20 protein-coding genes are annotated in these 18,096 nt (G+C 60.7%); 12 read left to right on the top strand and 8 right to left on the bottom strand.

Translation table 11 applies throughout. The features are described from left to right. Positions 1 to 23: 23 nt before the first annotated feature. The 3 genes from PAE61_RS06310 to PAE61_RS06300 all read right to left on the bottom strand — a co-directional run bounded on the left by PAE61_RS06310 (position 24) and on the right by PAE61_RS06300 (position 3,309). A protein-coding gene (locus tag PAE61_RS06310; RefSeq protein WP_271112274.1) for an IS5 family transposase occupies positions 24 to 781 on the bottom strand; the annotation gives its coding sequence in 2 pieces (ribosomal slippage) (positions 24 to 445 and positions 445 to 781; 759 coding nt in all). 85 nt (positions 782 to 866) lie between these two features. Then, positions 867 to 1,624 (bottom strand): IS5 family transposase gene (locus tag PAE61_RS06305; protein WP_271112274.1). Its coding sequence is split into 2 segments (ribosomal slippage): positions 867 to 1,288 and positions 1,288 to 1,624, totalling 759 coding nucleotides; the frame shifts between segments, so codons are not numbered across the junction. A 278-nt stretch (positions 1,625 to 1,902) separates the two neighbouring features. Then, positions 1,903 to 3,309 carry a class II 3-deoxy-7-phosphoheptulonate synthase gene (locus PAE61_RS06300; RefSeq protein ID WP_271114487.1) on the bottom strand — a complete coding sequence of 469 codons (1,407 nt, stop codon included), beginning with the start codon at positions 3,307 to 3,309 and terminating at the stop codon, positions 1,903 to 1,905. A 204-nt stretch (positions 3,310 to 3,513) separates the two neighbouring features. Here PAE61_RS06300 and PAE61_RS06295 point away from each other — a divergent pair, with 204 nt between their 5' ends. The 6 genes from PAE61_RS06295 to PAE61_RS06270 all read left to right on the top strand — a co-directional run bounded on the left by PAE61_RS06295 (position 3,514) and on the right by PAE61_RS06270 (position 9,337). Next, positions 3,514 to 4,695: an ABC transporter substrate-binding protein gene (locus PAE61_RS06295; protein WP_271114486.1), complete on the top strand. Its 1,182-nt coding sequence runs from the start codon at positions 3,514 to 3,516 to the stop codon at positions 4,693 to 4,695. 133 nt (positions 4,696 to 4,828) lie between these two features. Beyond that, positions 4,829 to 5,611 (top strand): ABC transporter ATP-binding protein, encoded by a 783-nt coding sequence (locus PAE61_RS06290; RefSeq protein ID WP_271114485.1) that lies wholly within the window; start codon positions 4,829 to 4,831, stop codon positions 5,609 to 5,611. Next, a complete protein-coding gene (locus PAE61_RS06285) occupies positions 5,608 to 6,438 on the top strand; it encodes an ABC transporter ATP-binding protein (protein WP_271114484.1) in 831 nt (276 codons plus the stop codon). Before PAE61_RS06290 ends, PAE61_RS06285 begins: the two co-directional genes overlap by 4 nt. 4 nt (positions 6,439 to 6,442) lie before the next feature. Beyond that, on the top strand, positions 6,443 to 6,922 hold the full coding sequence (locus PAE61_RS06280) for a hypothetical protein (protein ID WP_271114483.1): 480 nt from the start codon (positions 6,443 to 6,445) through the stop codon (positions 6,920 to 6,922). Positions 6,923 to 6,980: 58 nt separating this feature from the next. Beyond that, the gene (locus PAE61_RS06275; protein ID WP_271114482.1) at positions 6,981 to 7,985 is read left to right on the top strand and encodes a branched-chain amino acid ABC transporter permease; all 1,005 of its coding nucleotides are present in this window, start codon (positions 6,981 to 6,983) and stop codon (positions 7,983 to 7,985) included. 11 nt (positions 7,986 to 7,996) lie between these two features. Next, on the top strand, positions 7,997 to 9,337 hold the full coding sequence (locus tag PAE61_RS06270; protein ID WP_271114481.1) for a branched-chain amino acid ABC transporter permease: 1,341 nt from the start codon (positions 7,997 to 7,999) through the stop codon (positions 9,335 to 9,337). 72 nt (positions 9,338 to 9,409) lie between these two features. Here PAE61_RS06270 and PAE61_RS06265 read toward each other — a convergent pair whose 3' ends face one another. Then, positions 9,410 to 9,985, bottom strand: coding sequence for a CAP domain-containing protein (locus PAE61_RS06265; protein ID WP_271114480.1), 576 nt, complete (start codon positions 9,983 to 9,985; stop codon positions 9,410 to 9,412). A gap of 131 nt (positions 9,986 to 10,116) precedes the next feature. Between PAE61_RS06265 and guaA the strand changes: the two genes are divergently transcribed. Beyond that, on the top strand, positions 10,117 to 11,670 hold the full coding sequence (gene guaA / locus PAE61_RS06260; RefSeq protein ID WP_271114479.1) for a glutamine-hydrolyzing GMP synthase: 1,554 nt from the start codon (positions 10,117 to 10,119) through the stop codon (positions 11,668 to 11,670). Between the two features lie 9 nt (positions 11,671 to 11,679). Here guaA and PAE61_RS06255 read toward each other — a convergent pair whose 3' ends face one another. Next, positions 11,680 to 12,603: a 3-hydroxyacyl-CoA dehydrogenase gene (locus PAE61_RS06255; RefSeq protein ID WP_271114478.1), complete on the bottom strand. Its 924-nt coding sequence runs from the start codon at positions 12,601 to 12,603 to the stop codon at positions 11,680 to 11,682. Between the two features lie 226 nt (positions 12,604 to 12,829). Here PAE61_RS06255 and PAE61_RS06250 point away from each other — a divergent pair, with 226 nt between their 5' ends. From PAE61_RS06250 to PAE61_RS06240, 3 genes are all read left to right on the top strand, one after another. Next, positions 12,830 to 13,246, top strand: a complete 417-nt coding sequence (locus PAE61_RS06250) for a MerR family transcriptional regulator (protein WP_271114477.1) — start codon at positions 12,830 to 12,832, stop codon at positions 13,244 to 13,246. An 84-nt stretch (positions 13,247 to 13,330) separates the two neighbouring features. Beyond that, complete coding sequence (locus PAE61_RS06245) at positions 13,331 to 14,062, top strand: DUF72 domain-containing protein (RefSeq protein ID WP_271114476.1); 732 nt, start codon at positions 13,331 to 13,333, stop codon at positions 14,060 to 14,062. After that, complete coding sequence (locus tag PAE61_RS06240) at positions 14,059 to 14,400, top strand: putative quinol monooxygenase (RefSeq protein ID WP_271114475.1); 342 nt, start codon at positions 14,059 to 14,061, stop codon at positions 14,398 to 14,400. The genes PAE61_RS06245 and PAE61_RS06240 overlap by 4 nt, the downstream gene beginning before the upstream one ends. Here the strand turns inward: PAE61_RS06240 and aroQ are convergent. From aroQ to PAE61_RS06225, 3 genes are all read right to left on the bottom strand, one after another. Beyond that, the gene (aroQ, locus tag PAE61_RS06235; protein WP_271115100.1) at positions 14,397 to 14,840 is read right to left on the bottom strand and encodes a type II 3-dehydroquinate dehydratase; all 444 of its coding nucleotides are present in this window, start codon (positions 14,838 to 14,840) and stop codon (positions 14,397 to 14,399) included. The two genes, PAE61_RS06240 and aroQ, sit on opposite strands and share 4 nt — an antisense overlap. Further along, complete coding sequence (locus tag PAE61_RS06230; protein ID WP_271114474.1) at positions 14,840 to 15,286, bottom strand: GNAT family N-acetyltransferase; 447 nt, start codon at positions 15,284 to 15,286, stop codon at positions 14,840 to 14,842. The genes aroQ and PAE61_RS06230 overlap by 1 nt, the downstream gene beginning before the upstream one ends. A gap of 70 nt (positions 15,287 to 15,356) precedes the next feature. Then, a complete protein-coding gene (locus PAE61_RS06225) occupies positions 15,357 to 16,199 on the bottom strand; it encodes an AAA family ATPase (protein ID WP_271114473.1) in 843 nt (280 codons plus the stop codon). A 164-nt stretch (positions 16,200 to 16,363) separates the two neighbouring features. On the opposite strand from PAE61_RS06225, the gene dksA reads away from it, so the two are divergent. Together dksA and PAE61_RS06215 are read left to right on the top strand one after the other, a co-directional pair. Next, positions 16,364 to 16,786 (top strand): RNA polymerase-binding protein DksA, encoded by a 423-nt coding sequence (gene dksA / locus PAE61_RS06220; RefSeq protein WP_271114472.1) that lies wholly within the window; start codon positions 16,364 to 16,366, stop codon positions 16,784 to 16,786. A 176-nt stretch (positions 16,787 to 16,962) separates the two neighbouring features. Next, complete coding sequence (locus tag PAE61_RS06215) at positions 16,963 to 18,093, top strand: FAD-dependent monooxygenase (protein ID WP_271114471.1); 1,131 nt, start codon at positions 16,963 to 16,965, stop codon at positions 18,091 to 18,093. Positions 18,094 to 18,096: the final 3 nt, after the last annotated feature.

Genomic DNA, 18,096 nt, shown 5'->3' with positions numbered 1-18,096 from the left:
TTAGGGTCAGGACTCGTTCTCGATCATAACCAGAAGATGACGGTCGCGGCGAGCAGGATTGCAGAGAAGAAGGTCTCGGGGCAACGGTCGTATCGGGTGGCGACGCGCCTCCAATCCTTGAGTCGGCCGAACATGATTTCGATGCGGTTGCGGCGTTTGTAGCGCCGCTTGTCGTATTTGACGGGTTTCTTGCGCGACTTCCGACCCGGGATGCAAACCTTTATCCCCTTGTTTTTCAAGGCATCTCTGAACCAGTCGGCATCATAGCCCCGATCGGCCAGCAGCCAATCCGCCTCCGGCAGGCTGTTCAGAAGTGCCGCTGCCCCGGTGTAATCACTGACTTGTCCGGCGGACATGAAGAACCCTATCGGCCGGCCCTTCGCGTCGGTGACGGCGTGCAGTTTCGTGTTCATGCCGCCTTTCGTTCGCCCGATCTGGCGCCCGCGCCCCCTTTTTTGACCCGCAGGCTCGAGGCCGTGCGGTGCGCTTTCAGATAGGTCGCGTCGATCATGATCGTATTGTGTTCGGCACTCTCGGCGGCGAGGCCCACCATGATCCGGGCGAAGGTCCCGTTCTCGCTCCAGCGCTTCCAGCGGTTGTAGAGCGTCTTGGCGGGGCCGTAGTCCGTCGGCGCGTCGCACCATCGCAAGCCATTACGATTGATGAATATTATGCCGCTCAGCACACGCCGGTCGTCAACGCGTGGCTTGCCGTGGGATTTCGGGAAATAGGGTTTCAGACGCTCCATCTGCGCGTCAGTCAGCCAGAAAAGGTTGCTCATAAATCAGGTCTCCTTGCAGAGCCTGAATCACGCAAACAGCCCGAAATCAATGGGTCTGGAGCCTAGGCTCAGGACTCGTTCTTGATCATAACCAGAAGATGACGGTCGCGGCGAGCAGGATTGCAGAGAAGAAGGTCTCGGGGCAACGGTCGTATCGGGTGGCGACGCGCCTCCAATCCTTGAGTCGGCCGAACATGATTTCGATGCGGTTGCGGCGTTTGTAGCGCCGCTTGTCGTATTTGACGGGTTTCTTGCGCGACTTCCGACCCGGGATGCAAACCTTTATCCCCTTGTTTTTCAAGGCATCTCTGAACCAGTCGGCATCATAGCCCCGATCGGCCAGCAGCCAATCCGCCTCCGGCAGGCTGTTCAGAAGTGCCGCTGCCCCGGTGTAATCACTGACTTGTCCGGCGGACATGAAGAACCCTATCGGCCGGCCCTTCGCGTCGGTGACGGCGTGCAGTTTCGTGTTCATGCCGCCTTTCGTTCGCCCGATCTGGCGCCCGCGCCCCCTTTTTTGACCCGCAGGCTCGAGGCCGTGCGGTGCGCTTTCAGATAGGTCGCGTCGATCATGATCGTATTGTGTTCGGCACTCTCGGCGGCGAGGCCCACCATGATCCGGGCGAAGGTCCCGTTCTCGCTCCAGCGCTTCCAGCGGTTGTAGAGCGTCTTGGCGGGGCCGTAGTCCGTCGGCGCGTCGCACCATCGCAAGCCATTACGATTGATGAATATTATGCCGCTCAGCACACGCCGGTCGTCAACGCGTGGCTTGCCGTGGGATTTCGGGAAATAGGGTTTCAGACGCTCCATCTGCGCGTCAGTCAGCCAGAAAAGGTTGCTCATAAATCAGGTCTCCTTGCAGAGCCTGAATCACGCAAACAGCCCGAAATCAATGGGTCTGGAGCCTAGAACGCGCAGTAAAAGCCTGTGTTCAACTTAATGAAGAACTGAGATAAAAACATAGTCTGATTGGCGCCAGTTGTCGAAAGCTGCCTTTCATGCACGTCGTTGCATGCAGCCCAATGAACTTGGAGCAAACGTACCCCACCAACCAATCAGCCACACAAAAAGGGGCCCTGAGGCCCCTTTCCGTTATCGCGGCTGAAGACCCCGATCCACCCTCAGCCTGCCTTGCTGTGCACGGCCTCGTCGGCGGTGCGGCGGCTGCGGAGTTCTTCGGCGACCAGGAAGGCCAGTTCCAGGGACTGGCTGGCATTCAGGCGCGGGTCGCAGGCGGTGTGGTAGCGATCCGAGAGATCTTCATCGGTCACGGCGCGTACACCGCCTGTACACTCGGTGACGTCTTTCCCGGTCATTTCGAAATGCACGCCGCCGGGGATGGTGCCCTCGGCCTTGTGGACGGCGAAGAACTCGCGCACCTCGCGGAGGATCGAATCGAACTGGCGGGTCTTGTAGCCGGTCGAGGACTTGATCACGTTGCCGTGCATCGGGTCGCAGGACCAGACGACATTCGCGCCCTCGGACTGAACGGCGCGGATCAGGCGCGGCAGGTTGTCTCCGACCTTGCCTGCCCCGAAACGGGCGATCAGGGTCAGACGGCCCGGCTCATTCTGCGGGTTCAGCTTTTCCATGAGGATCTTCAGATCATCCTCGGTGGTTGTCGGGCCGCATTTCAGGCCGATCGGGTTCTGCACCCCACGCGCGAATTCCACATGCGCACCGTCCGGCTGACGCGTCCGGTCGCCGATCCAGATCATGTGACCCGACCCCGCAACCGGCAGGCCGGTGGTGGTATCTACCCGCGCCAGAGCCTCTTCATATTCCAGCAGCAAGGCTTCGTGGCTGGTGAAAAACTCGACCTGACCCAGTTCCGGCGCGATTTCCGAGGTGACGCCTGCCGCTTTCATGAAGGCCATCGCGTCGCTGATGCGGCTGGCGATGTCGCGGTAACGCTCTGCCTCGGGGCCGCCGACGAAATCGGCGATCCAGCTTTGCACACGATGGATATCTGCATAACCGCCGGTCGAGAATGCCCTGAGCAGGTTCAGCGAGGCCGCTGCCTGGGTATAAGCCGCCAGCATGCGCTGCGGATCCGGGACGCGCGACGCAGCGGTGAAGTCGAAGCCGTTGATGATATCGCCACGATAGCTGGGAAGTTCGACCCCGTCCTGCGTTTCCGTCGGAGCGGAACGCGGCTTGGCGAACTGGCCCGCCATGCGTCCGACCTTGATCACCGGAAGCTGTGCGCCCCATGTCAGCACCACGGCCATCTGAAGCATGACCTTGAACGTGTCGCGGATATTATCGGCGCTGAATTCGTTGAAGCTTTCGGCGCAATCCCCGCCCTGAAGCAGAAACGCCCGGCCCGCCGCCACATCTGCCAGATGCGCCCGCAAACGCCGCGCTTCCCCGGCAAAGACCAGAGGCGGATATTTTGAAAGCTGCGTTTCGACCGCGTTCAGCGCCTCGGTATCGGGATAATCCGGCATCTGGACGCGGGGATAGCCGCGCCAACCGGCCTTGTCCCAATCGGGGGCGGCGGTGTTCTTGCGCTGATCCTGCGTCATGGCGAGGCTCTCCTTGTTGAATGCGAGGCCTGTTTATAAGCCCACAGAGACCAAAGGGAAAGCCCGTCAGAGAGGCGCATGATCCGCCCATATGGTCCGTGCCTTACAGCGTGGAGATGGGCGAAACGATATTGATCTTTACTTTTGAGGCACCGCGCCGATAACCTCGCTCCATCAACAAGAGACCAACAGGGGTTAAACAAAATGAAACATCTGCTTCTCGCAACCGCAACCACCGCGCTGATCGCCGGGACTGCCGGAGCCGAGGAAGTCAAGCTGGGTCTGCATCTCGGCTTCACCGGACCGCTGGAATCGATGGCGCCGGGAATCGCTGCGGGCGGTCAGGCTGCTGCCGACGAAGTCAGCGGGTCCGGTAATTTTCTGGACGGCTCGACGGTTGTGACCTCTCAGTCGGATACGACCTGCATCGACGCTGCCGCCGGTTCTGCCGCCGCTGAACGTCAGGTTGCCGAAGGCGTGCGGGCAATGGTCGGCGGGCAGTGCTCGGGTGAAACCATCGCCGCGCTGGAAAATGTTGCGATCCCGAACGGCGTCATGATGATCTCGCCCTCGGCCACCTCGCCTGCCCTGTCCACCATCGAGGATCAGGGGCTGTTCTTCCGCACCGCGCCGTCTGATGCACGTCAAGGTGTGGTGATTGCCGATCTGATGCAGCAGAAGGGCATCGAATCGGTCGCCATCACCTATACGAATAACGACTATGGCAAGGGTCTTGCCGACAGCATTCAGGCCGCTTTCGAGGAACTGGGCGGCACCGTGACCGTCTCTGCCGCGCATGAGGACGGCAAGGGCGACTACTCCGCCGAGGTTGCGGCGCTTGCAGCCGCTGGCGGCGATGCGCTTGTCGTTGCGGGTTATGTCGATCAGGGCGGCTCGGGCGTGACGCGCGGTGCGCTCGATACCGGCGCGTTCGATATGTTCGTCTTCCCCGACGGCATGGTCGGCGATGAGCTGATCTCGCGTTTCGGCTCCGAGATCGACGGCTCAATCGGGATCAACCCGGCCGCCGAAGGTGACGGGCCCGACCGTTTCGCCGCACTGGCGGAAGAGGCAGGGTTCGACCCGACCTCGCCCTATTCCGCCGAGGCTTATGACGCAGCCGCGCTGATCCTGCTGTCCATGCAGGCCGCCGGTTCGTCCGATCCGAACGCCGCCAAGGAAGAGGTGATGAATGTCGCCAACGCTCCGGGTGAGCAGATCCTGCCGGGCGATCTGGCCCGTGGGCTGGAGCTTCTGGCTGCTGGCGAGGATATCGACTATGTGGGCGCGACCTCGGTCGAACTGATCGAGCCGGGCGAAAGCTCGGGGTCGTTCCGTGAAACCACGATCACCGATGGTGAGCTGGAAGTCGTGGGCTTCCACTGATCCGTGACAGTTGACGAAGGCCCGGCGCTTCATGCGCCGGGCCTTTTGCAATGGTAAAATGCGTCATAAAGGTTCATATTGAAGAATTGAACGCTTGTTCACGCGACATCGTTCGACGCAACCGGGGGGTTTAATGATTCAGGTCGAGAACCTGCACAAGAAATTCGGGGGGTTTTCCGCGGTCGATGGCGCCAGCCTGACCATCGAGACCGGCTCGATCACCGGACTGATCGGGCCGAACGGGGCCGGAAAATCCACATTGTTCAACGTCATCGCCGGGGTTCACGAACCGACTGCGGGCCGGGTCATCATGGATGGCGAGGATATCACCGGCCTGCCCCCGCATGAGCTGTTCCACAAGGGTCTGCTGCGCACCTTCCAGCTTGCGCATGAGTTCAGCACCATGACCGTGCGCGAGAATCTGATGATGGTTCCCGCCGGTCAGGCCGGTGAGCGGCTGCTGAACACATGGTTCGGGCGCGGGCGTATCCGGGATGAGGAAGCCTCGCTGCGCCGCAAGGCCGATGAGGTGCTGGAGTTCCTGACCATCGACCATCTGGCCGATGAAAAGGCGGGGAATATGTCCGGCGGGCAGAAGAAGCTGCTTGAGCTTGGCCGGACGATGATGGTCGATGCCAAGATCGTGTTTCTGGATGAGGTCGGCGCAGGCGTGAACCGCACCCTGCTGATGACCATCGCCGATGCGATCACCCGGCTGAACAAGGAACGCGGCTATACGTTCTGCGTGATCGAGCATGACATGGATTTCATCGGCAAGCTCTGCGATCCGGTGATCGTCATGGCCGAGGGCAAGGTGCTGGCCGAGGGCAGCGCCGACAGCATCATGCAGAATGAAGCCGTGATCGAGGCCTATCTGGGCCGCGGCCTGAAGAACAAGGAGATGATCGGCGCATGAGCGACAGCGATCCCTTTGGCGGGCGCGGCAATCGCGACGCCTCCATCACCAATCTCAAGGGGCGCGGCCAATATGACGGCACGCGCCGCTCGGGTCCGGTCGGTCCGGGTCATGAGGGCGACCCTTTCCTGATCGGCGAGAACATGACCGGCGGTTACGGCAAGGGGCCGGATATCCTGCATGACTGCACCATCTCGGTCGAACAGGGCGAAATCGCGGTGATCGTCGGGCCGAATGGCGCGGGGAAATCCACCGCAATGAAGGCTCTGTTCGGGATGCTGAGCCTGCGCGAAGGCTCTGTGCGGCTTAACGGGCGGGATATTACCGAGCTGAACCCTCAGGACCGGGTCAAGGCCGGGATGGGGTTCGTGCCGCAGGTAAATAATATTTTCCCCTCGATGACCGTCGAAGAAAACCTTGAGATGGGCGCTTTCATCCGCAACGACGATATCCGCGAAACGATGGAACAGGTTTATGAACTGTTCCCCGCCGTCGCCGACAAGCGCAGGCAGGCCGCCGGAGAGTTGTCGGGCGGGCAGCGTCAGCAGGTTGCGGTCAGCCGCGCATTGATGACCCGGCCCAGTCTTCTGATGCTGGACGAACCGACTGCGGGCGTGTCGCCCATCGTCATGGACGAGTTGTTCGACCGCATCATCGCCATCGCCCGTGGCGGGCTTCCCGTGCTGATGGTCGAGCAGAACGCAAAACAGGCGATGAATATCGCCGACAAGGCCTATGTTCTGGTGCAGGGCGCGAATGCGCATACCGGCACCGGCAAAGAGCTGATGGAAAATGACGAGGTGCGCCGCACCTTCCTAGGAGGTTGACGATATGAAACCTTACCTGACAGGCGTCGCCTTTCTGGCCGCCTTCATCGCCCTGCAGGCTGCGGCGCAGCAGGCTGACCCTGCCGGGGCATTGCCCCCCGGCGGAGAGGCTCCGGTAGATGAAGTTCCCGCGATTTCGGACGCGGCACCGCAAAGCGACGGCACTCCGGATGCAACCTCGGTGACACTGAGTTGCAGTTTCGCGACCGAATGTGTCGATGATGAATGCGCGGCGACGGACTATGAAGGCCGACTGACGATCATCAGCGACGGGGCCGGTCTGGCAGAGGCCGAATGGGACGACCCGTCGGAATCCGTGGCGATGGCTGCGGTGGTCGAAAACGGCATGACCCTTGCAAGCGCGACCGAGACCGCGCCCGCCAAGCAGCGCCTGCTGACCGTGCTGGAAAGCGGCGAGGCGCGTTTCACGACTCATCTGACCGATCCGGCCATGTCCATCACCTATGCGGGGCAGTGCGAATGAACGCTTCTGACCTTTCCCGCCCTGCCGTGACCCTGTCCTGCGGAAAGGAGGGCCTCTGATGGAACCTCTCAACGCTTTCGTGGTCTTTCTGAACTTCGTTTTCATCCCCGCAGCAGCCTATGGAGCACAGCTTGCGCTTGGTGCGCTTGGTGTGACGCTGATCTATGGCATTTTGCGGTTCTCCAACTTCGCGCATGGCGACACGATGGCCTTTGGCACCGCCGTGACGATTCTGGCGACCTGGGGGCTTCAGGCGATTGGCCTCAGCCTTGGGCCGCTGCCTGTGGCTCTGCTGGCGCTGCCGATCGGGATTGCCGGATGCGCAGTCGCCATGCTGATCACCGACCGCGCCGTCTATCGCTTCTATCGCAAGAAGAAATCCGATCCGATCATTCTGGTCATGGCGTCGGTGGGCGTCATGTTCGTGATGAACGGGCTGACCCGTCTGCTGATCGGCGTGGATGAGATCCGCTTTGCCGACGGCGCCCGGTTTGTAATCGATGTGCGCAGCTTCCGCGAGATGACCGGCCTCGATGAAGGGCTGGCCCTGCGCACCACGCAGGTGATTACCCTCGTGATCGCGGTGCTTGTCGTCTGGGCGCTGTTCTGGTTCCTGAACCGCACCCGGTCCGGCAAGGCGATGCGTGCCTATTCGGATAATGAGGATCTGGCGCTGCTTTCGGGGATCGACCCCGAGCGCGTCGTGCGCATGACCTGGATCATCGCGGCGGCTCTGGCAACCATTGCCGGGACGCTGTACGGTCTGGACAAATCCTTCAAGCCCTTCAACTATTTCCAGCTTCTTCTGCCGATCTTCGCCGCCGCCATCGTCGGCGGTCTCGGCAGCCCGGTCGGCGCGATTGCAGGCGGGCTGATCGTCGCCTTTTCCGAGGTCGCGATCACCTATCCCTGGAAGCGTGTGGCCGAGTATCTGGGCTTCGACACAGGGTCCTCGCTGCTACAACTGATGTCGACCGAGTATAAATTCGCGGTCAGCTTCGTCATTCTCATCATCGTTCTGCTGTTCAGGCCAACCGGCCTGTTCCGCGGCAAATCCGTGTAGGGGGTCCGATCATGGCAACGACACGACAAGTCGAAGCTGTCAGCGCCTGGCGTGCGCCGCTGCTGTTCGCGGTGCTTGCGGTGCTGTTCGTTCTGGAAGGCACGACCAGCAACGCCCTGTTCACCGGATCGTGGAACACCTCGCTGGCGATCCTGAATATGGGACTGATTTCCGGCATCATGGCATTGGGGCTGAATATCCAGTGGGGCTATGCCGGGCTGTTCAACTCGGGCGTGGTGGGGTTCATCGCGCTTGGCGGTCTGGCCCCGGTGCTGATCTCGGTTCAGCCGGTGGAAGGCGCATGGGGCGCGGGCGGGCTGCGCATGATTGCCGCGATTGTGGTCGGGTTGGGCACTGTGGTGCTTGCCTCGGTCCTGTGGAAGCGCATCAGCCGGAAAATGCGGGTCCCGGCGGTCCTCGCGACACTGGTGATCGGATTTTTCCTGTATCGCTTCCTGTTCGATCCGGCAGTGGACGCGATCGAGGCCAACCAGGCCGCGCAATACGGCAATATAGGCGGGCTCGGTCTGCCGGTGCTGCTGTCATGGCCGGTTGGCGGGCTGTTCGCGGCCATCGCCGCATGGGGTGTCGGCAAGGTCGCGCTTGGCCTGCGGTCGGATTATCTGGCCATCGCCACGCTCGGCATCGGCGAAATCATCGTCGCCGTGCTGAAAAACGAGGAGTGGCTGGCGCGCGGGGTCAAGAATGTGACCGGCATTCCGCGCCCCGCCCCCTATGAGGTCGATCTGCAGCAGAGCCAGGACTTCATCAACCGCGCCTCGGATTGGGGGATGTCGGCGGCGGAACTATCCGGGATCTGGGTCAAGGCCAGCTATGCAGGGCTGTTCGCCACGGTTCTGATCGTGCTGATCCTGCTGGCCGAGCTTGCGCTTAAATCGCCCTGGGGCCGGATGATGCGGGCCATTCGCGACAATGAAACCGCCGCAGAGGCGATGGGCAAGGATGTCACGGGCCGTCACCTTCAGGTCTTCGTCATCGGCTGCGCGGTGATCGGCATTGCCGGTGCGATGATGATCACGCTCGACGGGCTGATGGCGCCGACGCAGTATAACCCGCTGCGCTATACCTTCCTGATCTGGGTCATGGTCATTGTCGGAGGCTCCGGCAATAACTGGGGCGCGGCGCTTGGCGGTATCCTGATCTGGTTCATCTGGATCAAGGCAGAGGTCTGGGGGCCGCAACTGATCCAGCTTGTGACCTCTCCCTTGCCGCCCGGAGACATCAAGGATCATCTTCTGGACAGTTCGCCGCATATGCGCTTCATCGCGATGGGGCTGGTCTTGCTGCTGGTGCTGCGCTTCGCGCCGCGCGGCTTGGTGCCCGAGAAGTAGTCGCGGATCAGACAGACAGAAAAAGGGGCCGTCAGGCCCCTTTTTTAATCGCCGGTCATGTGCGGTAGCTGTTCAGCGGCAGTTATCCGTCAGGACAAGCGACCACCACAGACGCCCGCCCGATTGGACAACGCCGATCCCGGCCTCGTCGAATTCATCATGCGTCATGATCTCTTCCTCGGCGGGATTGGCCATCCAGTCCGCTGCCTGCGCATAGGGATCCCCTGCCCGTCCGATCAGTTGAGCGGCTGCGCAGGCAGTATATTCCGCAGCACGCACACGATGCACGACGGAAGATCCGTTCGATCCCGCCACCGTCATCCGCCCCATTGAGACCATGTCGCAGGCATGGGATTGCGCGACCACATCCAGATCTTCCGAAAACGCGACGGTCGAGCGGCCAAGCGCCGCTCTTTCTGCGTTGATCTGCTCCTGAAGCGCGGCGATCAACTCGCCACCTGCCGGGGCGCAGACCGGGGCAAGCGACTGTTCGACCGGATCGGGAATGGACGGATCGCCGGTCGGAACCATCGTGACCTGACGCTGCGAATCCGGTGCGGCGGCGAAATTCTCGGGCGAACAGGACGCAAGGGCGGCAAGAGAAGCCGCTCCGATGACGGTCGCGAAATGAAGGGGGCTGCGGATCATGAGGACCTCTCAGGGAAGAACCCGTTGGTTAACAAGCTGAAATCCAAACGCCGCCCGGCTTGACCGGGTTCCGCGCAGATCTTTCCAAACCCGGACTTGTCAGAACGCGGCCTGCGCCGTAAATGCCCTGCATGACCCAGCATCAGCGCCTTCTCATCATCGACTTCGGTTCTCAGGTCACCCAGCTTATCGCGCGGCGTCTGCGCGAACTGGATGTGTATTGCGAGATCCATCCCTATCAGAATGTCACCGACGCCACACTGGCCGAAGTTGCGCCGAAAGCCGTGATCCTCTCGGGCGGTCCCGACAGCGTGACCCGCGAAGGCAGCCCACGCGCACCGGATGCGCTCTGGTCGATGGGGGTGCCGGTCTTTGGCATCTGCTATGGCCAGCAGGTGATGATGACCCAGCTTGGCGGGAGGGTTGAGGCGGGGCATCATGCCGAATATGGCCGGGCTTTCGTTACCCCCGCGCAGGGTCACAAGAAGGACGGGATCTTCGCCGGGCTGTCGGATCGCGAACAGGTCTGGATGAGCCACGGCGACCGGGTGACCGAACTGGCCCCAGGTTTCGAGGTGATCGGCACCTCGCCCAATGCGCCTTACGCGATCACCGCCGACGAATCGCGCGGTTTCTTCGCCGTGCAGTTCCACCCCGAGGTGCACCACACGCCGAACGGCAAGACCATGCTGGAGAATTTCATCCGCATGGCGGGCTTCACCGGCGACTGGACGATGGCCGCCTATCGGGATGAGGCGATCCGCAAGATCCGCGAACAGGTCGGCGACAAGAAGGTCATTTGCGGCCTGTCCGGCGGCGTAGATTCCTCGGTTGCCGCCGTTCTGATCCATGAGGCGATCGGAGACCAGCTGACCTGCGTTTTCGTCGATCACGGATTGCTGCGGCAGAACGAGGCCGAGGAAGTCGTGACCATGTTCCGCGACAATTACAACATCCCGCTGATCCATGCCGATGAATCCGATCTGTTCATCGGCGCTCTGGAGGGCGTCAGTGATCCCGAGGTCAAGCGCAAGACCATCGGCAGGCTGTTCATCGACGTGTTCCAGAAATACGCCAACGGGATCGACGGCGCGGAGTTTCTGGCGCAGGGCACACTCTATCCCGATGTGATCGAAAGCGTCAGCTTCAGCGGCGGGCCGTCGGTCACCATCAAGTCGCACCATAATGTCGGCGGCCTGCCCGAGAAGATGGGGCTGAAACTGGTCGAACCGCTGCGCGAGTTGTTCAAGGACGAGGTCCGCGCCCTTGGCCGTGAACTGGGCCTCCCCGACAGCTTCATCGGCCGACACCCCTTCCCCGGTCCGGGTCTTGCGATCCGCTGCCCCGGAGAGATCACCCGCGAAAAGCTGGACATCCTGCGCAAGGCCGATGCGGTCTATATCGACCAGATCCGCAAGCACGGGCTTTACGACGAAATCTGGCAGGCTTTCGTGGCGATCCTGCCCGTCCGCACCGTGGGCGTGATGGGTGACGGGCGCACCTATGATTACGCCTGCGCCCTGCGTGCGGTGACTTCGGTCGATGGGATGACGGCGGATTACTATCCCTTCACCCATGAATTCCTCGGCGAGACCGCGACACGGATCATCAACGAGGTGAAGGGCATCAACCGGGTGACCTATGACATTACGTCAAAGCCACCCGGCACGATTGAGTGGGAATAGGTCCCGGACCTATTCCTTCGCACCCGGCTCCAGAAAATCCGGGGCCTCGAAAGCGGGATTCGGATAGGTGTAAAACCCCTCACCCGAGCTGATGCCCAGTTTGCCCTTGTCGATGAATTCGGTCTTGAAGAATTCGGCCTGCTCGGCGGCGTTCTGATCGCCCTGCTCGCCAATCCCCTGCAGAAGGTGATAGCAGACCTGCATCCCGACCTTGTCGATCATCTCGACCGGGCCGGTCCCACCCATGCAGATCCGCCAGACCCGGTCGATATCCTGCGGACTGCCGACGCCGTTCCGCACCAGTTCGATAGTGGCCCGCATCAGCGGAATCAGCAGCGAGTTGAGGATATATCCCGGCTGCTCCTTCTGCACCTGAACCGGAACCAGCCCGATTTCCCGCGCGAATTCCGACACGGTTTCCCGCAGCGACGGATCGGTTTCCGGGGTCAGCATGACTTCGCCGATATTGGCCTCCCAGACTTTCACGCAGAAATGCAGGGTCAGGAATTTCTTCGGACGGTCCACGAAAGGCAGCATCGCACTTGGCAGAAGCGACGAGGTATTCGTGCAGAAAATCGTCTTTTCCGGCGCAAAGCCAGAGGCTTTCTCCCAGAATTCCTGCTTGATCTTCATATTTTCGGGCACCTGCTCGATGACCATATCGGCATCCGCAAGCGCCGCCTGCAGATCGGTGGTGCCGCTGATACGCTGCCGCGCCGCCTCGACCCGATCCCGGCTTTCGCCACGTTTTTCAACGAATTCATCCATATATGAGGAAAACAGCTTATCGCCGTTCTTCAGCCCTTCCTCGAATGCGTCGTAAACATGCACAGTCTTGCCATGCCACGCAGCCTGCCACGCCACTTGTGAGCCCATGACACCGGCACCGGCAATGACCAGCTTCTGAATACTGCCCATAATAATCTTCTCCATCTGAACGAATCGCATTTGCCGTCAGCTTAACAGCACCGACCCGAGGCCTGTCCACCTCTCCCCGCGACCGACCCGCCGGTTTCGGTTGCCACATCGAAAGCAACGCAACTTGACAAATCCGGCGGCGCCTTCCTGCCATCCGCAAGGCGGTAAAGGCAGCGATCTTTCGCTTTGGCACCTGCTCTGATCTAATAGCTTCAGCGACCAGAGTTTCAGGGGCGGTTCCATGTTTTCAATCGGAGAGATTTCCCGGCGCACCGGCATTAAGGTGCCGACGATCCGGTATTACGAACAGATGGGCCTGATCGCGCCTGCAGAACGGACCGAGGGCAATCAGCGCCGCTATGACGGTGACGGGCTGGCGCGGCTGGGTTTCATCCGCCATGCGCGTGAATTGGGCTTTTCCATCGAGGCGATCTCGGCATTGATGGAGTTGCAGGACCATCCGGACAGGTCATGCCAGCAGGCAAACGACATCGCCTCGGCGCAGCTTGCCGATGTTCAGCGCCGCATCGCCCGGCTGAAAGCCCTTGAAACCGAGCTGTCCCGGATCACGAAAGGCTGCAATGGAGATGGCGATGCAGGCGATTGCTATGTCCTCAGCTCGCTTGCCGATCATCAGCTTTGTCAGGGCGAGCATTGACGTGGGCTATGTTCGGATGAAACGCCCGATCTCGCTGCGCATCCCCATGAAACTTGCAGCATGGTCAGAAAAACGGAGCGTATCATGATCCGAATCGGTATTGGCGGCTGGAATTTCCCCGAATGGCGCGGCGGCGTCTTCTACCCTGCGGATCTGCCGCAAAGGCGGGAACTGGAATATGCCAGCAGCAAGCTTGGCAGTATCGAGATCAACGCCACCTATTACCGCACACAAAAACCCGAAACATTCGAGAAATGGCACGATGAAACGCCGGATGATTTCGTCTTCTCGCTGAAAGCCATCCGCTTCTCGACCAATCGCCGCGTTCTGGCCGAGGCCGGGAAAAGCATCGGGAAATTCCTCGATTCGGGGCTGACCCGGTTGGGGAGAAAGCTTGGTCCGATCAACTGGCAGTTTGCCGAAACCAAAAGCTTCGATCCGCAGGATTTCGGCGATTTTCTGGCGCTTCTGCCGCCAGAGAAAGACGGGTTGCCCCTGCGCCACGCGATCGAGCCGCGCCATCCCAGCTTCGCCGACCCGCGCGCCGCCGATCTATGCCGCGCCCGCAATATCGCCCTGATCCGCTCAGGGGACAGTAAATTTCCCGATATCGACGCGGATACAGCCGATTTTGCCTATCTCCGCATTATGGGAACGAAAGATATCGAACAGGGATATGACCAGCAGGGTCTGGACCACTGGGCCGCCGAGGTACGACGCATGGCGCAGGATCGCGATCTTTACCTTTATGTGATCTCAGGCGAGAAACATCGCAACCCGGCCTGCGCGATGGCCCTGATCGAGAGACTCACATGAGCTGTAATTGCGGACAGACCCACGCCCCGATCTCTGGCAATGGGCGTCCGGCCCCATCGAAGGGCCAGATCGCCCTGTCAGGACAGCTCATCTGCGCCAATGGCGAGGAATTGTTGACGGTTCTGGAACATCTCCCCGCCCATATCGCCGCCAGTCGCGCCGAGCTGGGTTGCCTGTATTTCGATATCGTCCAGACAGAGGATCCGCTGATCTGGCAAGTCGAAGAGCTTTTTGCCGATCTTGACGCTGTCAAAGCACATAAGACACGGATCACCGAAAGCACTTGGGCGGAAAAAACAGCCGGGATCGCCCGCGATATCCACCGGATCGACGGCTAGGACTGCAGTTTACAGATCCGCCTGATGGCAGCACCATACCCATCGACACCAAGCCCGGCAATCACCGCATCCGCCCGCTTGCTGACATAGGAATGATGCCGGAACGGTTCACGCTTGTGGACCTGGCTGATATGCACCTCGATCACAGGCCCTTCATAGGTATTAAGCGCATCCAGAAGCGCCACCGAGGTATGGGTCAGCGCCCCCGGATTAATCACGATCCCGGCGGTCGTTCCCCGCGCCTCATGAATCCAGTCGATCAGTTGACCTTCCCAGTTCGACTGTTTCTGCTCGATTGAAAAGCCCTCGGCACAGGCCGCCTGCGCCAGTGCTTTGACATCGTCCAGGTTCTCATGCCCGTAAATTTCAGGCTGACGCTGGCCCAGAAGGTTCAGATTGGGTCCGTTCAGGACAAGAATGGTTTTCACATCGCGCTCCATCATTCAGTTGAGCATTGATATTTGATGAACGGTGTCCGCGTGGCAACCCGGTCATACAATATCCGCCCGGCATAATTATCCTCGGCAGTCAGCCAGTAAACCGTGTTCACGCCCCGCTCTGCCGCCGCATCCCTGACCGCCGCGATCAGAGCCCGCCCGACCCCTTTTCCCCGGGCTGCGGGCAAAGTGAACAGATCCTGCAAATAGCACACGCCTTCAGGCCGCCAGAGATTGGGATGAAACACATAATGGGTCAGCCCGACCAGCTCTGCGCTATCTTCCGCCACCAGCCCGCGAAAATCCCCGGCCTCACCGGAAAGTAACCGGCTGAAAGCAGTGTCGAAAAACGACTGCGGCCGGTCTTCATATCCGTAAAACACCTGATACCCATGCCAGAGCGCCTGCCACTGCGCCCGGTCATCCTCCTCAACCGGCCTGATCCTCATCGAAAGCTCCTATTCAGCCTGGCGCAAATATCCCGGGGGTGAGCGCCCCGGCGCGAGGGGGCTGCGCCCCCTACCTGCCCTGCCGCCGCGCCATGAGTGCCAGCTTCTCGAACAGCGCCACATCCTGTTCATTCTTCAGAAGCGCCCCATGCAGTTTCGGCAACATCTGATCCGGCGCAAGCTTCAGATCCTCGGGCGACAGATCTTCTGCCAGGATCAGCTTCAGCCAGTCCAGAAGCTCCGAGGTCGAGGGTTTCTTCTTCAGCCCCGGCACCTCGCGGATCTCGAAGAACTGCGTCAGCGCCTGATCCAGCAGGCGCGGCTTCAGGCCCGGATAATGGACGGACACAATGCGCGAGAGGGTCTCGGGATCGGGGAAGCGGATATAATGGAAAAAGCAGCGCCGCAGAAACGCATCCGGCAGTTCTTTTTCATTATTTGAGGTAATAACGACCACTGGCCGGTGCGACGCCTGCACCGTCTCGCCGGTCTCATAGACATGGAACTCCATCCGGTCGAGTTCCTGAAGAAGGTCATTAGGAAATTCGATATCCGCCTTGTCGATCTCATCTATCAACAAGACAACTTTTCCCGAAGCCTCGAATGCCTGCCACAATTTTCCCTTACGGATGTAATTGCAAACGTCATGCACGCGCTCATCGCCAAGCTGGCTGTCGCGCAGCCGGCTGACCGCGTCATATTCATACAGCCCCTGCTGCGCCTTGGTGGTGGATTTCACGTTCCATTCGATGATCGGCAGGTCAAGCGACGCCGCAACCTGCCGTGCCAGTTCAGTTTTTCCCGTCCCCGGCTCTCCCTTGACCAGCAGAGGACGCTCAAGCGTCACGGCGGCATTCACGGCCATCGCCAGATCGGGCGGCGCGACATAGGTTTCTGTTGAAGCGAATTTCATGACAGTTCCTTCTGCGTGACCCGCGCAACCTATCCACCGGCAGGGATCACAGCAAGGATGCAGGGGCGCGAGTTGAAAGAATGGGCTAGTGACAAGCGCTCCGGCTTCCTTTAAGGGATGCGCCGAGGACCGGGGGACAGGCACCTCGATCCGTCGGAGGACGAATGAAACAGCAGATTTTCCTGCCCGATGATTATCGCCCAGCCGAAGACGAACCGTTTATGAACGATCGCCAGCTGGAATATTTCCGCCGTAAGTTGGAGGCTTGGAAGGCCGAACTTCTCGAACAATCGGCCGAGACCCTTGAAGGGTTGCAGGACAGCGCACGCAATGTGCCGGATCTTGCGGATCGCGCCTCAGAGGAGACCGACCGGGCGCTTGAGCTTCGCACCCGCGACCGTCAGCGCAAGCTGGTCGGCAAGATCGACGCAGCCTTGCGCCGTATCGGCAGCGGCGAATACGGCTATTGCGAGGTCAGCGGAGAGCCGATCAGCCTCAAGCGTCTGGATGCGCGGCCAATTGCAACAATGACTGTCGCGGCACAGGAAAAGCACGAACGCCGTGAGCGTGTGCATCGCGGGGACTGATCCCGGGCGCTGACCGTGCGGATTTCTGGTCGGTCAGCCTGTATGTCTTGCAGGATTGTTATCGGCAATCGGCGAAGAGCATCGCGTGACCGGATGCGGAGCGCAGCAATGATCCGCGGGCGGCTCTGCAGAGCCAGACCCCTGTGTGGCAGGACACGGATGACAGGGTTCCGACCATGAGCAATCACCTTGCGGGCAGGGAAATCTTCATCATTGGCGGCGGCATTGCAGGGCTGACCGTCGCTTTGGCCCTCGCGCGGCGTGGGGCAGTGGTTGAACTGTCCGAACGTGCGGGAGCCTTTCGAGAGGTCGGCGCGGGGTTGCAGATCTCTCCCAATGCCGGATTCGTTCTGGATGCGTTGGGCGTGTTGCAGGATCTGAAACAGGCATCCGCCCATTCTCAGGGTGTTATCCTGAATGACAATCACGGGCGGCAAGTGGCGAAACTGCCTCTGGCATCACGCTTTCCCGGAAGTTCTTTCCGTTTTATCCACCGCGCCCGGCTGGTCGAGTTGCTGGAACAGGCGGCGCGTCAGGCAGGTGTCAGGATTACGCTTGGGCAAGAGGTCACCTCGTTTCCCGAAACCGGCCTGATCATTGGCGCGGACGGGCTGCATAGCCGCGTACGCGCATATCTCAACGGTCCGGCAAAGCCGTTTTTCACAGGTCAGACGGCGTGGCGGGCGGTGATCGACGACGACACGGACGATATATTCGCCCGAGTTTTCATGGGGCCGGGTCGGCATCTGGTAAGCTATCCCCTCGCGAACGGGCTGCGGAATATCGTTGCGGTGATCGAGCGACCCGACTGGACCAGCGAGGGGTGGTCGCATGAAGACGATCCTCAAAACCTGCGCGACGCCTTCGCCGGGTTTGCGGGGCCGGTTCCGGGCTGGCTTGAGCGGGTCACGCAAACCGGGATCTGGGGGCTGTTCCGTCATGAGGTTGCGCCCCGCTGGCATGATGACCGCCATGTCATCCTCGGAGATGCCGCCCACGCGACCCTGCCATTCATGGCACAGGGCGCGGTCATGGCGATCGAGGATGCCTGGGTATTGGCCGCGTCTCTGGACGCAGATGAGGACCAGCAAGCCGCCTTGTCCCGATATCAGACATTGCGGGAAGCACGGGTGCGGCGTGTCGTGGACATGGCGAATAAGAACGCCCGGAATTATCACCTTCACGGCCCGGCAAGGCTGATCGCGCATACCGGGCTGCGGGGTCTCAGCCGGATTGCGCCATCCGCCCTGATGGCGCGATTCGACTGGCTTTACGGCTTTAACCCCGTCAAAGGGAACACCGCATAATCG

The sequence above is a fragment of the Paracoccus aerodenitrificans genome (assembly GCF_027913215.1).
Lineage (GTDB): Bacteria > Pseudomonadota > Alphaproteobacteria > Rhodobacterales > Rhodobacteraceae > Paracoccus > Paracoccus aerodenitrificans.
The sequence above is the reverse complement of the archived record's forward strand: the minus strand, read 5'-3'. Positions and strand labels throughout refer to the sequence as shown.

Bases quoted from the DNA above. Each gene is read 5' to 3' on its own strand.
- PAE61_RS06300 (WP_271114487.1), bottom strand. From the start codon at position 3,309: ATGACGCAGGATCAGCGCAAGAACACCGCCGCCCCCGATTGGGACAAG.
- PAE61_RS06295 (WP_271114486.1), top strand. From the start codon at position 3,514: ATGAAACATCTGCTTCTCGCAACCGCAACCACCGCGCTGATCGCCGGG.
- PAE61_RS06290 (WP_271114485.1), top strand. From the start codon at position 4,829: ATGATTCAGGTCGAGAACCTGCACAAGAAATTCGGGGGGTTTTCCGCG.
- PAE61_RS06285 (WP_271114484.1), top strand. From the start codon at position 5,608: ATGAGCGACAGCGATCCCTTTGGCGGGCGCGGCAATCGCGACGCCTCC.
- PAE61_RS06280 (WP_271114483.1), top strand. From the start codon at position 6,443: ATGAAACCTTACCTGACAGGCGTCGCCTTTCTGGCCGCCTTCATCGCC.
- PAE61_RS06275 (WP_271114482.1), top strand. From the start codon at position 6,981: ATGGAACCTCTCAACGCTTTCGTGGTCTTTCTGAACTTCGTTTTCATC.
- PAE61_RS06270 (WP_271114481.1), top strand. From the start codon at position 7,997: ATGGCAACGACACGACAAGTCGAAGCTGTCAGCGCCTGGCGTGCGCCG.
- PAE61_RS06265 (WP_271114480.1), bottom strand. From the start codon at position 9,985: ATGATCCGCAGCCCCCTTCATTTCGCGACCGTCATCGGAGCGGCTTCT.
- guaA (WP_271114479.1), top strand. From the start codon at position 10,117: ATGACCCAGCATCAGCGCCTTCTCATCATCGACTTCGGTTCTCAGGTC.
- PAE61_RS06255 (WP_271114478.1), bottom strand. From the start codon at position 12,603: ATGGAGAAGATTATTATGGGCAGTATTCAGAAGCTGGTCATTGCCGGT.
- PAE61_RS06250 (WP_271114477.1), top strand. From the start codon at position 12,830: ATGTTTTCAATCGGAGAGATTTCCCGGCGCACCGGCATTAAGGTGCCG.
- PAE61_RS06245 (WP_271114476.1), top strand. From the start codon at position 13,331: ATGATCCGAATCGGTATTGGCGGCTGGAATTTCCCCGAATGGCGCGGC.
- PAE61_RS06240 (WP_271114475.1), top strand. From the start codon at position 14,059: ATGAGCTGTAATTGCGGACAGACCCACGCCCCGATCTCTGGCAATGGG.
- aroQ (WP_271115100.1), bottom strand. From the start codon at position 14,840: ATGGAGCGCGATGTGAAAACCATTCTTGTCCTGAACGGACCCAATCTG.
- PAE61_RS06230 (WP_271114474.1), bottom strand. From the start codon at position 15,286: ATGAGGATCAGGCCGGTTGAGGAGGATGACCGGGCGCAGTGGCAGGCG.
- PAE61_RS06225 (WP_271114473.1), bottom strand. From the start codon at position 16,199: ATGAAATTCGCTTCAACAGAAACCTATGTCGCGCCGCCCGATCTGGCG.
- dksA (WP_271114472.1), top strand. From the start codon at position 16,364: ATGAAACAGCAGATTTTCCTGCCCGATGATTATCGCCCAGCCGAAGAC.
- PAE61_RS06215 (WP_271114471.1), top strand. From the start codon at position 16,963: ATGAGCAATCACCTTGCGGGCAGGGAAATCTTCATCATTGGCGGCGGC.